Source organism: Mucilaginibacter sp. (assembly GCF_036568825.1).
In the GTDB taxonomy this organism is placed as follows: Bacteria; Bacteroidota; Bacteroidia; order Sphingobacteriales; family Sphingobacteriaceae; genus Mucilaginibacter.
Genome location: NZ_DATCRU010000094.1, coordinates 14,426 through 28,906, shown reverse-complemented (window position 1 = coordinate 28,906; position 14,481 = coordinate 14,426). Strand labels below are relative to the sequence as shown.

Genomic DNA, 14,481 nt, shown 5'->3' with positions numbered 1-14,481 from the left:
CGGCATTATTAAGCAAAACTACGGATAAATGAGCATTGCGGATAACATCAAACGCTTAAAAAACGAAACTGATACGATAAAAGTACAATTGATCGCTGTATCAAAAACAAAACCGGAAGAAGAGATAATGGAGGCCTACGATGCTGGTCAGCGGGTATTTGGCGAGAATATGGTGCAGGAGCTGGTCGACAAGTATGACCATCTGCCTAAAGATATCGAATGGCACCTGATAGGTCACCTACAAAGCAATAAGGTAAAATATATTGCTCCTTTTATCAGCATGATCCAGTCTGTTGATAGCCTGAAACTATTGCAGGAAATAGATAAGCATGCCCAAAAACATAGTCGTGTTATCGACTGCCTATTGCAAGTATACATCGCTGATGAAGAAACAAAGTACGGACTTGGCTTTGATGAGACAATCGAATTGTTGCGTTCAGAGGAATATGCCGCTTTAAAAAATGTGAGGATTCGCGGACTGATGGGTATAGCCACCAACACGGAAAATGAGAAGCAGATCAAAGAAGAATTTTATGAATTGAAAACTTTCTTTGACGGCATAAAGCAGAGCTATTTCAGAAAGGAAAATTCTTTCGATACGCTATCAATGGGCATGTCGTCGGACTATAAAATGGCTATTGAACAGGGCAGCAATATGGTACGCCTGGGCAGCACAATTTTTGGTCAGAGAGTAATAAAACATTGGAAAAATAATTAGAACACGATTTATAAGATTTTAGAGATTATCAGGATAATCTCATGATGAATATAAATTTTTATTAGAATCATGTTTAATCCTTAAAATCCTATAAATCGTGTTCACATATAAATAACTATGCAAATACATTTACGAACAGCCGCTAAAGAAGATTGTCCGCGCCTGCTTGAATTGGTACATGAATTAGCTTTATTTGAAAAAGCCCCTAAAGAAGTTACGGTTACGCTGGAAGAATTTGAAGATGCAGGCTTCGGCCAAAAACCAGTTTGGAAAACATTTGTTGCTGAAGTAGACGGATTAATTGTGGGGTTCGCTTTATACTATATCCGCTATTCAACCTGGAAAGGCTGCCGCATGTACCTGGAAGATTTGATCGTAACTGAAGACTGGCGTGGCAAGGGCGTTGGTAAGCTGCTTTTTGACAGGCTGATAATAGAAGCCCGTGAAATGGGCTTTAATGGTATGAGCTGGCAGGTATTGGATTGGAACGAACCTGCTATTAAATTCTACAAAAAGTATGAGGCAGCGCTTGACGGTGCCTGGATAAACGGATCTTTATCAAAAGAACAGATAATGAATTAAGGTTATGAATTTGAGGTATATCCTTTTTGTAATGATCGCATGCAGTTTGGCGTCTTGTCAATGGGGAACGTCGACAGAAGATAAGCCTGCCATCACAACGGATACACTTCAATTCGTTTATAAGAATACAAAACAAAAAGAGGCGGGTTCGACGATTGATATCTCCTATCCTATTTTTAAAAATCAACCGGTTTTAAATGACTCACTGAATAACTATTTAAAGGGTCAAAAGGCAGCAAGTAATCGTGATTTGCATGCTGTAGTTCTAAGGCAGGATTCGAGTTTGACAATAATAGAAATAAATGAAGCTTCTGTTGAATCAGAGAAATCAGGTAAGAACACAACAACTCATTTTATTAACTGGAATACCAAAAAATCAAGATCCATAAAGCTCAGTGATATACTGATCGATCAATATTCAGATCAGCTAAACAAAATTGCAGAAACTATATTCAGGGGCAACGAAAAGCTTAATGCAACAGCTTCATTAAGTGGCTATAGCTTTAAAAGTGGTCAATTTGCATTGAATAACAACTTTCTGATTACCCCCATAGGTCTAAAGTTTCTATTTAATAGTGGCGAAGCAAAGCCCGAGAGTTATGGGCAGGTTGTACTGTTCATTCCTTACTCACAAATACTAAATTTGCTGCGGCCAAATACGGTCATAGATCAATATCACAAATAAATGAACCGCATCCTTGTCGCATTAATTTCACTAACATTGTTATGTGCTGCTTGTTCGCATAATAAACCAATAAAAACGACAAAAGATAAGCTTCCAAAGCTGTCAGGTAAAACAAAGGACACCCTGGCCTACACATATGAGGGAGAAGGTGGAGAGAGTGATAGTTGTAATTGCGATTACATTGCAATTACCTATCCATTATTTAAAACCAGGACAAGCTTAAATGATACCATTAAAGAAATGGTTGTCGGTACGTTATCCGAGTACAATGAAGATAGCAGCGATACAACAAAAAGTCTCGCAGTTAGGGTAAAAACAGTTGTCGAAAACAACACATCGAAGGTTGACACAAGCGAAGGGCAAAGTGTTCCGACGACCTATGAACTTCATATCAGGGTTATGTCGCAGGATTCCAAAGTGCTAGTACTCGAGGTGGAGGAAGATGGATCGGGCGGTGCCCATCCTAATTCACGGTCGATTTATATAAACTGGGATACCAAAAAAGATGAAGAAATTGTGCTGGATGACGTCTTGGTTAAAGATTATAGCGACAAACTGGACGAAATTGCAGATAAAATTATCAGAGAAGAAAAGTTGAATGAAGGTTTATCCGATGGAGGCGATACTTTTGCATTGAATAGTAATTATTATTTTGCACCTGATGGGATTCATTTCTACTATAATAACTATGAAATAAAAAGTTACATGCAGGGGCCAACAGATCTGCTTATCCCTTATTCAAAAATAAAAAAACTGATACGGCCGGGATCGGTCCTATCGCAATATATTAAATAATGCTTGTTTTCAAATTCGGAGGCGCATCGGTAAAGGATGCTGCGGGAGTGATCAATCTCTCAAATATTGTAAAAAAGTACGAAGGTAAACAATTGCTGATCGTGGTTTCGGCTATGGGTAAAACCACCAATGCGCTGGAGAAACTGACCAAAGCTTATATCAATAGCTCCGATGACTTGCATGCTGTTTTTGATGAAATAAAGGAATACCATTTCAATATTGTTAAAGAACTCTTTGCGCCTAATCACCCCGTTTTTAATGAAGTAGCAAATACATTTGTGGAGATCGACTGGATGATAGAAGACGAGCCTCATGCCGATCATGATTTTATTTATGACCAGATCGTATCTATAGGCGAGTTGGTGTCGACGCGTATTGTTGCAGTTTATTTAAATCAGGTGGGCGTTAAAACCCAATGGCTGGATGTGCGAGGCTATGTGCACACCGATAACAACTACCGCGAAGGCAACGTAAACTGGGATAAAACCCGGAGCAGCATCAGCCAGGAAATACCTGCATTGCTTGATAAGGGCGTAATAGTAACCCAAGGTTTTTTAGGCGGTACTTCAGAGAACTTTACCACTACGCTAGGTCGTGAGGGGTCGGATTATACGGCTTCCATTTTTGCATCCTGTTTAAATGCAGAATCGGTTACAACATGGAAGGATGTTCCGGGCATATTAAATGCAGATCCGAAACATTTTGCCGATACTGTCAAGTTCAATGAACTTACTTATGCAGAAGCCATCGAAATGACCTATTATGGCGCAAGTGTGATCCACCCGAAAACAATAAAGCCACTACAGAATGCAAAAATACCTTTGCTTGTAAAATCATTTAATGATCCTGCTGCGGAGGGCACAATAATAAAAGAATCAGCCGAAATGCATTTCGATAAGCCGGTGATCATCCTGAAACAAAACCAGGTGCTGCTTTCTATATCAGCCAAGGACTATTCGTTTATATCCGAGGTTCACCTGAGCGAGATTTTCAAATTATTCGCACAGAATAATATCAAAGCGAATGTGATGCAAACTTCAGCCCTAAGTTTCAGTGTATGTTTTGACTTGAACCAGGAACGCTTTGAAAAGCTTTTGGCAAGCTTTAGCCAGGATTTTAAGGTGAGATACAACAGCGAACTTACCCTGATCACCGTAAGGCATTATAAGCTATATGATTTGAAAGGACTGGTAGTAAACCGACCAATATTACTAGAGCAAGTAAGCCGGAACACGGCTCAAATGGTAGTAAAATAACAGAATACTATTTTGCTTATTTTCAATAAATTACATTTATTATTTAAACAAACACGTAAATTATCCCTGCCACTGTAGCGGCAATAAATGTATTCAAAAAATTAACACCATTATTTGTCAGCAAGTGTTTTCTTTCCAGCAAAGCGCCCAAAATTGAGTCGGATAGATTACCAATAGTGCCAGCCACTATTATGATCCAGAAGCCTTGATTCCATCCCAAGGCCAGTGCATAGATCAAGGTAATAATTGCTGATCCTATAATACCAATTAAAGTTCCTTCTAGACTAACTACCCCATCCAAACCTTTGACGTCTTTCTTCCACGAGATTATATTATAAAACCGCCTGCCATACACCATGCCTAATTCTGATGACAACGTATCAGCCATAGCGGATGATAAACTTGCAGCCATCATTAAATTGCATAACAGTGCTTTTTCAGGGAAAAAATAGCTCAACGCCCCCATCAGGCCCGCTACTCCTCCATTAGCTAATACCTGTCCGGCATCTCTCCTTACAGATTGGTCATGCTGTACTTTGACTAACCCCTTCTCTTTATTCTTCCACATCGTGGCAACAGTACCCAGGATAAAAAATGTTGCCAGCATACCTACACCAGTGTATCCGAAACCTAAAAATACCATGATAGCAATCACGGCTCCGGTTAAAGCACCGCTAACAGTTAATTTTCTGGTTGCAATACTTGCAGCTACAATCGCAATCAATATTAAAATAAAAGGCAGTGAATGATAAATGGCCGGCATGTGAATGATTAAAACTGCATCCAATTACGTTAATAGGTTTACAGAATTAAAATTTATTTTACATTTGTAGCAAACTTTAAATGATGAAAAAGATCAGCATATTACTTATTATTATAGGCGTAGCGGTAATCATCTATTGCCTCTATTTTTTCCACCCATTACTGAATGCAGCAGACTCTGACACCATGAGCGTAAATCCGTCTGGTGTAAGATCACCGCAATGGCCTTTATTTATAGGTATCCTGACCACTTTTGTGGGCATTTGCTTCTATTTCATCGGTGTTGGCGAAGAGAAAAAGAAAGCCGGAAGATAATTAAGAAAGCATTCTATTTGCATAAAAGGGATATAGCCGATTGGTTATATCCCTTTCTTTTTTGCGTATATGTTAATTTCAATGTAAAATATATGTTAATGACGTTACAAATAGGTTAATAGGTGTATCATAATGATTTAGCTTTGTATAAGGGTCTGAATAAGACCATCTATCGTTCAACCATTTAAACTACATCATTATGAAAAAGCTATTTATTTACCCACTTTCTGTTTTGTTGTTTCTATGTTTTTCGGCTAAAGCTCAAGATTTTGCATTGGGTGTCCGGGGTGGTATCAGTATTCCTAACCTGAGCGGCGGCGGCAGCAGTGCTGAGAATCCGCTTAATACCGGTTACAGTTCACGCCTGGGGCCTGATTTTGGTTTATTCGGAGAATTTAAATTTTCCAAACTATTCTCTATACAGCCTATGCTTGAATATTCATCACAAGGTGGCAAAAAGGACGGTTTCCAGGCATTGGCCACACCTGCAGAGTTTCAACAAATGTTTCCTCCGGGCCAGGCTCCTACCTATTTATATGCTGATTATAACAGCGAAGCCAAAATCAATTATCTGATGATACCTGTTTTAGCCAAATTTGGATGGGATTTAAAAAATTCGCCGTTACGTATTTATGTTGACGGAGGGCCATTCGTAAGCTTCTTACTGTCGGCTCACCAGGTTACAAGCGGGCAAAGCCAGCTTTATGCTGATCCGGGGAAAAACCAGCAGCTAACCCAGCAACCCCAATCATTTGATGCCAATACCGATATAAAGGACCAATTACATGGAACCAATTTTGGCGCCGAAGGCAATATAGGATTGATCTATAAACTAGGGCACTGCAGTATATTTGTCGAAGGCGGCTTTAATTACGGCTTCTTAAATATTCAGAAAGGCACAGCAAACGGCAAAAACAATACCGGCGCGGCTACTGCGTCTGTAGGCTATAGCTATTGGTTTGGGGGTAAATAAGAATATCTATCAATATACTAAGGAATGTTAGGTCGGAGACAAAATCCGGCCTAACTATTTTATTTTTTATGCATATGCCCTATTAAATAACCTATTATAAATGCAAGCGCGATAAGGCCCCACCATATGTACTGCAGCATTTGCATTCTCTCGATCTTTTTTTGAAGATCCCTCCGCTCCGATTCAGCAGATAGTTTAAGATTCTGCAACCGCATATTCTGTTGTTGTAGTTTAGCCAGCGTTCCCCCTATTTCAACGGGTTTCTCTTTTTCTGTTTTGAATTGCTTTGTAAAGCCGCCCTGCTTCAGAAATTTTTCGCCCTTGGGTTTCAAAACCAGTTTATCAGGCAGTTCATAGTCACCATGTTTACCTGATTCGGCTATAAGGCCTTCTCTTAATAATATTTGTACCATTGCGAAAGCTGTTGCTTCATCCTGATCAAACAGCTGCATTAGCTGCGGCCTGGTCAGGCTGTCCGGAATACCGAAGGCTTCCAGCACCGCATCCAGCATTTCGCACTCATATTCATTCAGTTCAGTCATACGCACAAATTTGGTTATAAAACTTTAACAAGACAACGGACAAATAATTGTCCCATACATAAAAAGTTCTTTTCGGAATTTGTTTCTAACCGACTTACTAAAATTTATTTATTAGAGTTTTTACCGGAAGGCGCAGGGACGCGTATGCTTTTCAAACATGCTGATGTTGGCACCTAATCGGCACACAATTATGCAGAAGGCTGGAGCGGGACTTTTAGCAGACTTGAGAAGCTGCTACAGGCTCAAAATTGAATTGGCGTTCACGTTCACAGCCTGTGAACGCTCATGAACACTTGTGAACGCTAGTAATTTAGCATTTGGCGATATTACTTTTATCCTGCGATAGCCAGAAAATAATCAACATCGTCATACATGCTGTAAGGCTTACCAACTAAACGAACTTGTTGCTCATGCCTGATCCCTTGCAGTTCAACGGTTTGATGGTGAACAATAGCCGTATCATCAGCCAGAAGCTGGTATGCATCTTCTGACATGATCAGGTCATTATTCAACTTCTTTGTTATCGATTGAAGCCGGGAAGCAATATTAACAGGCAACCCCATTACCGACAATTGCGGCGCCCGATCCAGCCCAAATTCACCGACAAAAACTTTCCCTGCATGTAAGCCGACACCAATCTTCAGTGGTACACCATAATAAGGTTCTGCATAGGCTTCATTGAACAGGCTGACGGTCTGGAACATGCCTTTAGCAGCCTGGTAAGCATTATTTACCGACTCCCTTAACCCTGTTTGCAAACCAAACACTGCATACAAACTATCCCCTGCGATTTCCACCACCTTACCCTCGAACTTCTTCACGATCTCATTGAAAGCAATAAATAAACGGCGAACCACCTGGATCACCATTTGCTCCGGCTGCGATTCCATCAAACCGGTGAAATCCCGGATATCCAGGAATAAGATCGCCAGTTCTTGCTCCTTATCGGAGGCAACTGCTATTGTATTCGGTATTAAGTAAGTATTTTCCATGATATATAATAGTGTAGACGGATGACCATTTAAAACATTTTGAATAAAAGTAAAATGATGGTTACGCGGGCACAAGGTAAAAGTGGTCAACTAGGTTAGCTAGTCGGTGAAGGTTGGATTATCGGCGGTAAAAAATTTTAAGATAATTTATTCAACCTCCAATAAAACCTGTACAGCTAACCTTACGTAAAAGCCTATATGCCAATTACATGGACAGAATTTGATGAATGTGTAAAAGATCGTATTGCGTATTACCAGCAACAGTACGACCAGGCAACGCGTGTTTATAAGAAACTGCTTAAAGAAGGTGGGGATAACCAGGAACGTGTTATTGATATCTTATCCGTTCAGCAGATGATGGCCGATGAGCTGTGCCGGTTGCGAAGGCTGCTCAACAAATATTCTCCCGGTCCTACAATGATCATTCCGGACAAAAAATTTCTTGATGTTAAACCTAACAGGTTGAATTAAACGGCCTTTCTCGTTGCCACGAGCATCTTTATCTCTAAAAAATTTATTCTCACTGCTTTGCCAGCGCAGGAATCATAAAGAAAAAAGTAGCCTATGAACAAGGCTACCTGGGATGGCTCTTAAAAATTTTCGTCGGCTACGTTTTTATTTATTTATCTAACTGCCAATAGCTTCGTCTTTCGGCTCCTTGTCCTTGTCACGAGCGGCAGCAAAAAGCAACTCTGAAAAACGCTGCCTGGTCAGTTGTTCACCTGTACGCAAAAAATCTGTTGATGTCACAGGAATAAAGATATCCTCTTTAGGGTTTTTATCGTCGGCCAGCCAGAAAGCCTCTACCTTGAGATTCGGCTGCCTGACTACCCTTAGGGTAAAATTCCGGGATGTAAAATTTTTATTATTTGCAATAACTGACAATTCATTTTGATAATTCTTTACAAACTCGTCCCCATGGAGTACCTGGAGCATTTTTGCGTTTTTTTCCGGGCTGTCAAATTCAAATATCATTGGTGAAGGCTCACTGCTATCAAACACACGAACGCCGGTCTTATGTAAAACCATTTTCTCTCCAACAAGATCCCGAAAATCTATTAAGTAAGTATCGTGAGGCAAAGTTTGGTGCGGGAGCATAGCAAAATGTTCTGGCGGCGGCCCGGGAATGGGATGCGGAAACGCCCTCTCTTTGATCACACGCGCCTTCTCCTCAAAGTCAAATGCAATTGCAGCATATTGAAGCATAAGCCCTCCTCCCGATCGTTTAGTAAAATAAGAATGCGTCCATTGCCCTGCAGATTGGTAATTATTAGTAAAGTTAGACAATAGCTGGTAACTTTTCCCATATATCGGGTCATCAGCGTAAACGTAGTCTGAACCGGTGGAGTCGTCAAAACCATAGATCGCAATGAAATGACCGCCACCGCCAAACCAGCCGATCCGAACACCAATAACCCGGTAAGCATTTATTTCCGTTTCTATCTGGGCTATAGGTAGCGGGTTATTTACCATATTGACGAAGTTACCAGTAACGGTCAGTGCCTGGTTCAGGTAGAATGAAACATTACAAGCCGAGGGGGTCGGTGCGGCGCAACAGTCAGGCCGCGGCAGGGCGAAACATGCTACCTTACATTGCGTCCACCCGGACGCCGGATCGTAATAAAGCGATATGCTTGTTGATGTTGCTGCCCAACACCAATTCGAATTGACCTGGTGTTGCATGTTGAAGTTTAATTTAAGATTTGGCATAAGATTCGGTTTTTGCAGAACTGTTTTCAAATTCAATTTTAAATTAATACAAAAACCCAATGAAAGGTACCGTGAAAACACCTAAAATTAAACCGTAAATACACGTATTCATACAAACGCTTTACTTATCCTCCACACATCTGAAGCCCACGTGCTCCATACCGCTATCCTCGGTACTTTTCATTCGCCGTGCTACACGATAACCGGAACAATAGCTGTCGTTGCACAAAAATGATCCGCCCCTGATTACCCGTTTTTTAGCGTAGGGATCCTCCGGGTCATAGCTGGTTGAAGGCCCTTTGGGATTAGTTGCTCCGTTGGCAATGGTTGAGTAATAGCTGCTATTATAATAATCGGCACACCATTCCCATACATTACCGGCCATATCATATAAACCATAACCATTAGGCGCGAATGAACCTACAGGCGCTGCCCCGTAAAACTTGTCGCGTAAAGTGTTCTGATTAGGAAAATGGCCCTGCCAGGTATTTGCCTTTACCTTTCCCTGGTCAACAGGCTCATTACCCCAGGGATATATATTGTTTTGAAGTCCTCCGCGTGCCGCCCACTCCCACTCTGCTTCCGTAGGCAGGCGTTTACCGGCCCACTTGCAATAAGCTACGGCATCAAACCAGGATACGTGCACTACCGGGTAGTTCTCTTTTCCTTTGATGCTGCTTCCGAGTCCGTGCGGGTGCTTCCAGTTTGCACCCTTCTTCCATTCCCACCATTGGGTATAATCGTTAAGGTCAACCGTTCCCTTGGGTGCGCTAAATACGAGTGAGGCAGGCACAAGATCACTGTCAGCCGGTTTTTCTGTACCTGGCGGCAACTGTTTTTTTAGCTCATTCCAGTCTGGTTTACGTTCGGCAGTGGTGATATAGCCGGTCGCCTGTACGAATCTGGCGAATTCCGCATTGGTTACTTCGGTTGCATCTATCCAAAACCCGTTGACGGTCACTTTATGCTTTGGAAGCTCATCGGGCGATGCTTGCGAATTATCACCGCCCATTGCAAATGTGCCGGCATTAATCCAGATCATACCTTTATGGCCTTTATCCGCCGGTTTGGATGGCTTATCGGTTGCAGCGGCTGACGATCTGAAGGAAGCAAACCGTTTCGGAATATTAGATTCGCAGCACATAGGCTTTTTGGCCAATGCAGCCGGCAGCGGCACATAGCATATCGCATTAACATTCGTTTTATGCTTGCACGCTGACAGTACAATTGCCAGGCAGAATAAATAAACAAGCGATCGTTTCATTTCAATTAATTAAAAACAGGGGCTACTTTGCTATGCGCATTTCGCCCCAAACCCTGCAAGCTATTTGTATTGTATTGTTATATCTTTCAGGTTTCCAGTGAATTTGAAAGGGATTTTATACCGGTCGGATACCGCTGAATTCAGGTCCTGACCCACATCTATTGCATCAATATAAAAACCAATGTATTTGATCTCATCAGCAGTTATTGGCCGTTCGGCTACTTTCTTTTCATTCACATAGATAGCCTCGGTACCTGCCGGTGCGTTCCTGTCGGGCTTGACTCTTTTGCCATCTGCAGATGCTGCAGGTTTTGGAGGTGCTACATAATTCAGCTCGAAACGCAGGTTTAGGTTTCCCTGAGGTAGAGGTTCCGACTCCAGGTATTGCACTTTGGTACCCGTATTATGCGCCGATATAAATTTACCGTCCTGTATAAACAAGCTCAGGCCATCAAACTCGCCGCCGTCTGCATACAATACCCCTTGCGTTCCGTTTGAATAAGCGTTAACCCGCGCCGTGATCGAAAACGACTGCTGGCTAAGCTGCGGACCGCTGAAACTTGAAAGCTGATCGACACCGGGATACAGAACTATCTTGTCCGCATATTTATAAGCGCTTCTTTTGCGCCCTCCGGTGCCACCATCCTGGATACCATCGATCAATGGGTAAACATTATACTTTTTGGCTTCATGATCGAACAGATCAACCAATTCCTTTAACTTTTCAGGCTCTTTTTTTGCCAGGTCGATCCGTTCATTAAAGTCGGTATTCAGGTTATATAGCTCCCACACATCATTAGCGAAATCCGTTCCGGTTTGGTGAAACACTTCAGCTTTCCAGCCGTCTTTATAGATCGATCGTTTACCTCGCAGCTCGTTATATTGAATGGTGTGGCGCGGTGCTGCAGCCGAATCCTTTATAGCATAAACCAGGCTGGAACCATCAAAAGGTTTTTGTTTTATGCCATTGATCGTTTCAGGAAATTTGGATCCCGTAAGTTCAACAATAGTTGGTGCGATATCAATAATATGGGAATACTGGTTGCGGACACCTCTTTCCTTAACGCCGTTAGGGTAAAATACGATGAGCGGATTATGCGTACCGCCTTCCGAATTGGCATCGGCTTTCCATAAGCGGAAAGGTGTGTTGGTGGCCTGTGTCCAACCCATAGGAGCATCCATGTCAGATGATTCAGTACCGAATTCATCCAGGTGCTTGAGCGCTTCATCAACCTGCTCTTTAGTAGGAAGGCTATTGATGCGGCCATTGAAGGTGCCGTTTGGCGGGCTATGGCTCGATCCGTTGTCGCCTATCATGCCAAGGATCAATGTATTATCCAGTTGCCCGATTTCCTTCAGGTAATGAACGACGCGGCCAAACTCATAATCGACCTGTGTAAGCATCGCTGCGAATACCTCCATATGTTTAGCGTAGAGTTTTTTCTGTTCGGGTGTAAGGCTGTCCCATGCAGACACCGTCGGATCGCGGTCGGGCAGTATGGCGTCTTTCGGGATCACCCCCATTTCCTTCTGCCTTTTAAATACCTCTTCTCGGTACCAGTCCCAACCTTTATCAAACTTTCCTTTATAATAATCACGGAATTGTTTATCGGCCTGGTGCGGTGCATGGATGGCGCCGCTCGCGAAGTACAGGAAAAAAGGCCTGTCCGGAGCAGTGGAACGCTGGTCTGCAATATATTTGATCGCCTTATCAGCAAGCAGCGTACTCACGATCTTCTTATTGGGCTCAATGTCGGCTATCCGGGTATCTTCATACACATTCGGGTGGTATTGGTCGGTATGACCAAAGTGCCAGCCAAAAAAGTGATCAAAGCCCTGCCCCGTAGGCCAGCGGTCAAATGGACCGGATGGAGTGATCTCGTTAAGCGGGGTAAGGTGATACTTGCCGACCGCAAAGGTGTTATAATAATTTTCGTGGAGTATCTGGGCGATAGTCGCTTTATCCGGAGGCATGCGGGCATCATACCCCGGAAAACCTAATGCACTGTAATTGAAATAACCCATGTGTACCGAATGATGATTGCGACCGGTCAGCAATGCAGCACGTGTAGGGCCGCAGATCGCCGTAGTGTGAAAATTAGTAAACCGGACGCCGTTATTGGCCAGACTATCCAATATAGGTGTCTCCATCAAGCCGCCAAAAGCGCTCGATGTACCGTAGCCAGCATCATCGATCAGGAAAATAATGACATTTGGCGCTCCTTTTGGCGCATGTTTTTTCTCGGGCCACCATTCCTGCGATTCGCTGTAAGTTTTACCGATCTTACCCCTGAATACCGTGTCGTCCTGGGCTTTTGCATATTGAAAAATGCACAAAAGCAGCAACATCATAGCCGGTAAGCGGCTGTTAAAGTGCTTGGTTTTTGTTTTCATTAGCGTATGGTTTGTTTGTAGTGCTTTCATTTTAATTCCATCCTGTATTTTGCGTAATTTTCGGATTCACGTTGATCTCTGCTTGCGGAATCGGGAACAGATTATCTTTATCACTGGCTGCAGGAGCTTTAGCAGTCACTGTTTTCAGCGCCTGAACCAGGCGACCGGTCCGCACCAGGTCGAACCAACGCTGTCCTTCCTGCACAAATTCCCACCTGCGTTCACGATAAACTGAATCCCTGAAGTCTGATTGTGATAAGTTTGCTGTCAGATCGGGTAATTTGGCACGCTCACGCACCTGGTTGATTGCGCTGTAAGCATCAGCTGTCGGGCCTGATTGTTCGTTGAGAACCTCAGCGTACATCAGCAGCACATCAGCATAGCGCAGGACCGGAAAATTGATGCCCGACTCAACCGGAGTAAGCAGCTGCGTGGTGTCGACGAATTTGCGCAATCCGATATACTTGAATTTGTATGGTAAACCCGTAGAAGGATTAGTCAGCGTTGTAAAATAGGTCACACCTTTACGGGTATCCGTTTTAGCGAATGACTTATACAAACTGCTGTCGGCGGGCAGGTCCGGCGGTATCTTGGTGCTAAAGCCCGAGAAAACGTCGGTCATGATACGGTCGCGGCTGTTATTAGCACCCGAGTTGGAAAGGAACTGAACTGAGAAGATATGCTCTTTACCATTTTTGGTTGATTTGTTGAACACATCAGCGTAGTTGCTGAACAGTCCGTAACCATACGGACCATTGATCACCTCCAGTAATTTGGCGCCGGCATTTGTCCAATCCTTTTGGGTAAGATAAACCTTGGCAAGCAAGGTCTTAGCCGCCCCGGAAGTGGCCCTGCCAATGTCGTTTCCTGAATAGTTTGCAGGTAGGTTTTCTGCATCCTTCAGATCGCTGATGATCTGCGCATACACTTGTGCAGCGGGCGTTCTGGGTATATTTGTTTCGGCTACGCTCGTAGCCTGATGCAGCACCAGCGGTACATCGCCAAAAAAGCGCACCAGATTGAAATACAAAAGTGCCCTGATAAATTTGGACTCACGCACCAGCCTGTTCCGCAACGTGGTGTCGATCTGCATTGTAGCTATATTATCGATAGCAACGTTGGCCCAATCTATACCACGGTAATGCTGTGTCCAGTTACCAAGGATACGGTTGTTATTGGCGATATAAGTGATACTTCCCATCGCGCGCACATCGGGGTTGCTTGCCGCGTTACCTTCGGTTTCGTCATCCGTAGCGGCATCAGCCATAAAATAAAGCTGTCTGCCGTACATCGGAAAATCGCCTCCCGGGTCAGTATTAAGCGAGCTGTAAACAGCCGTCACTGCTGAAATAGCGTCGTTGGATGTTTTATAAAATTGCCCTTGTACAATGATCGCTTTCGGGTCCTCTGACAATTTGTTGCAAGAGTACACCGAAAACAGGGCTGATATTGCGGATAAAATAATTAAGTTCTTTTTTTTCATCTTGTTTTCA

General features: G+C 43.0%; 15 protein-coding genes. 8 read left to right on the top strand and 7 right to left on the bottom strand.

The features are described 5' to 3' along the window. Positions 1–28: 28 nt before the first annotated feature. From VIM89_RS20735 to VIM89_RS20715, 5 genes are all read left to right on the top strand, one after another. The gene (locus VIM89_RS20735; RefSeq protein WP_488158095.1) at positions 29–718 is read left to right on the top strand and encodes a YggS family pyridoxal phosphate-dependent enzyme; all 690 of its coding nucleotides are present in this window, start codon (positions 29–31) and stop codon (positions 716–718) included. Positions 719–835: 117 nt separating this feature from the next. Next, the gene (locus tag VIM89_RS20730) at positions 836–1,300 is read left to right on the top strand and encodes an N-acetyltransferase family protein (protein ID WP_488158094.1); all 465 of its coding nucleotides are present in this window, start codon (positions 836–838) and stop codon (positions 1,298–1,300) included. Positions 1,301–1,304: 4 nt separating this feature from the next. Further along, positions 1,305–1,985 carry an RsiV family protein gene (locus tag VIM89_RS20725; protein WP_488158093.1) on the top strand — a complete coding sequence of 227 codons (681 nt, stop codon included), beginning with the start codon at positions 1,305–1,307 and terminating at the stop codon, positions 1,983–1,985. Continuing rightward, positions 1,986–2,780 carry an RsiV family protein gene (locus VIM89_RS20720; RefSeq protein WP_488158092.1) on the top strand — a complete coding sequence of 265 codons (795 nt, stop codon included), beginning with the start codon at positions 1,986–1,988 and terminating at the stop codon, positions 2,778–2,780. Then, positions 2,780–4,036 (top strand): aspartate kinase, encoded by a 1,257-nt coding sequence (locus VIM89_RS20715; protein ID WP_488158091.1) that lies wholly within the window; start codon positions 2,780–2,782, stop codon positions 4,034–4,036. The genes VIM89_RS20720 and VIM89_RS20715 overlap by 1 nt, the downstream gene beginning before the upstream one ends. A gap of 43 nt (positions 4,037–4,079) precedes the next feature. On the opposite strand, the gene VIM89_RS20710 is transcribed toward VIM89_RS20715, so the two are convergent. After that, positions 4,080–4,823: a DUF92 domain-containing protein gene (locus VIM89_RS20710; RefSeq protein ID WP_488158090.1), complete on the bottom strand. Its 744-nt coding sequence runs from the start codon at positions 4,821–4,823 to the stop codon at positions 4,080–4,082. Positions 4,824–4,879: 56 nt separating this feature from the next. Between VIM89_RS20710 and VIM89_RS20705 the strand changes: the two genes are divergently transcribed. Beyond that, positions 4,880–5,113: a hypothetical protein gene (locus VIM89_RS20705; RefSeq protein WP_488158089.1), complete on the top strand. Its 234-nt coding sequence runs from the start codon at positions 4,880–4,882 to the stop codon at positions 5,111–5,113. Positions 5,114–5,312: 199 nt separating this feature from the next. Beyond that, positions 5,313–6,086, top strand: a complete 774-nt coding sequence (locus VIM89_RS20700; RefSeq protein WP_488158088.1) for a porin family protein — start codon at positions 5,313–5,315, stop codon at positions 6,084–6,086. A gap of 59 nt (positions 6,087–6,145) precedes the next feature. Here VIM89_RS20700 and VIM89_RS20695 read toward each other — a convergent pair whose 3' ends face one another. Both VIM89_RS20695 and VIM89_RS20690 read right to left on the bottom strand, forming a co-directional pair. Then, positions 6,146–6,628 (bottom strand): hypothetical protein, encoded by a 483-nt coding sequence (locus VIM89_RS20695; protein WP_488158087.1) that lies wholly within the window; start codon positions 6,626–6,628, stop codon positions 6,146–6,148. A gap of 332 nt (positions 6,629–6,960) precedes the next feature. Continuing rightward, positions 6,961–7,620, bottom strand: coding sequence for an adenylate/guanylate cyclase domain-containing protein (locus VIM89_RS20690; RefSeq protein WP_488158086.1), 660 nt, complete (start codon positions 7,618–7,620; stop codon positions 6,961–6,963). A gap of 198 nt (positions 7,621–7,818) precedes the next feature. Between VIM89_RS20690 and VIM89_RS20685 the strand changes: the two genes are divergently transcribed. Further along, entirely contained in the window at positions 7,819–8,091 is a 273-nt protein-coding gene (locus VIM89_RS20685) for a hypothetical protein (RefSeq protein WP_488158085.1), read from the top strand. Between the two features lie 156 nt (positions 8,092–8,247). Here VIM89_RS20685 and VIM89_RS20680 read toward each other — a convergent pair whose 3' ends face one another. From VIM89_RS20680 to VIM89_RS20665, 4 genes are all read right to left on the bottom strand, one after another. Continuing rightward, the gene (locus tag VIM89_RS20680) at positions 8,248–9,330 is read right to left on the bottom strand and encodes a papain-like cysteine protease family protein (protein ID WP_488158084.1); all 1,083 of its coding nucleotides are present in this window, start codon (positions 9,328–9,330) and stop codon (positions 8,248–8,250) included. A 121-nt stretch (positions 9,331–9,451) separates the two neighbouring features. Next, complete coding sequence (locus VIM89_RS20675) at positions 9,452–10,594, bottom strand: formylglycine-generating enzyme family protein (protein ID WP_488158083.1); 1,143 nt, start codon at positions 10,592–10,594, stop codon at positions 9,452–9,454. Between the two features lie 60 nt (positions 10,595–10,654). Continuing rightward, positions 10,655–12,988 (bottom strand): arylsulfatase, encoded by a 2,334-nt coding sequence (locus VIM89_RS20670; protein ID WP_488158082.1) that lies wholly within the window; start codon positions 12,986–12,988, stop codon positions 10,655–10,657. 31 nt (positions 12,989–13,019) lie between these two features. Next, entirely contained in the window at positions 13,020–14,471 is a 1,452-nt protein-coding gene (locus VIM89_RS20665; RefSeq protein WP_488158081.1) for a RagB/SusD family nutrient uptake outer membrane protein, read from the bottom strand. Positions 14,472–14,481: the final 10 nt, after the last annotated feature.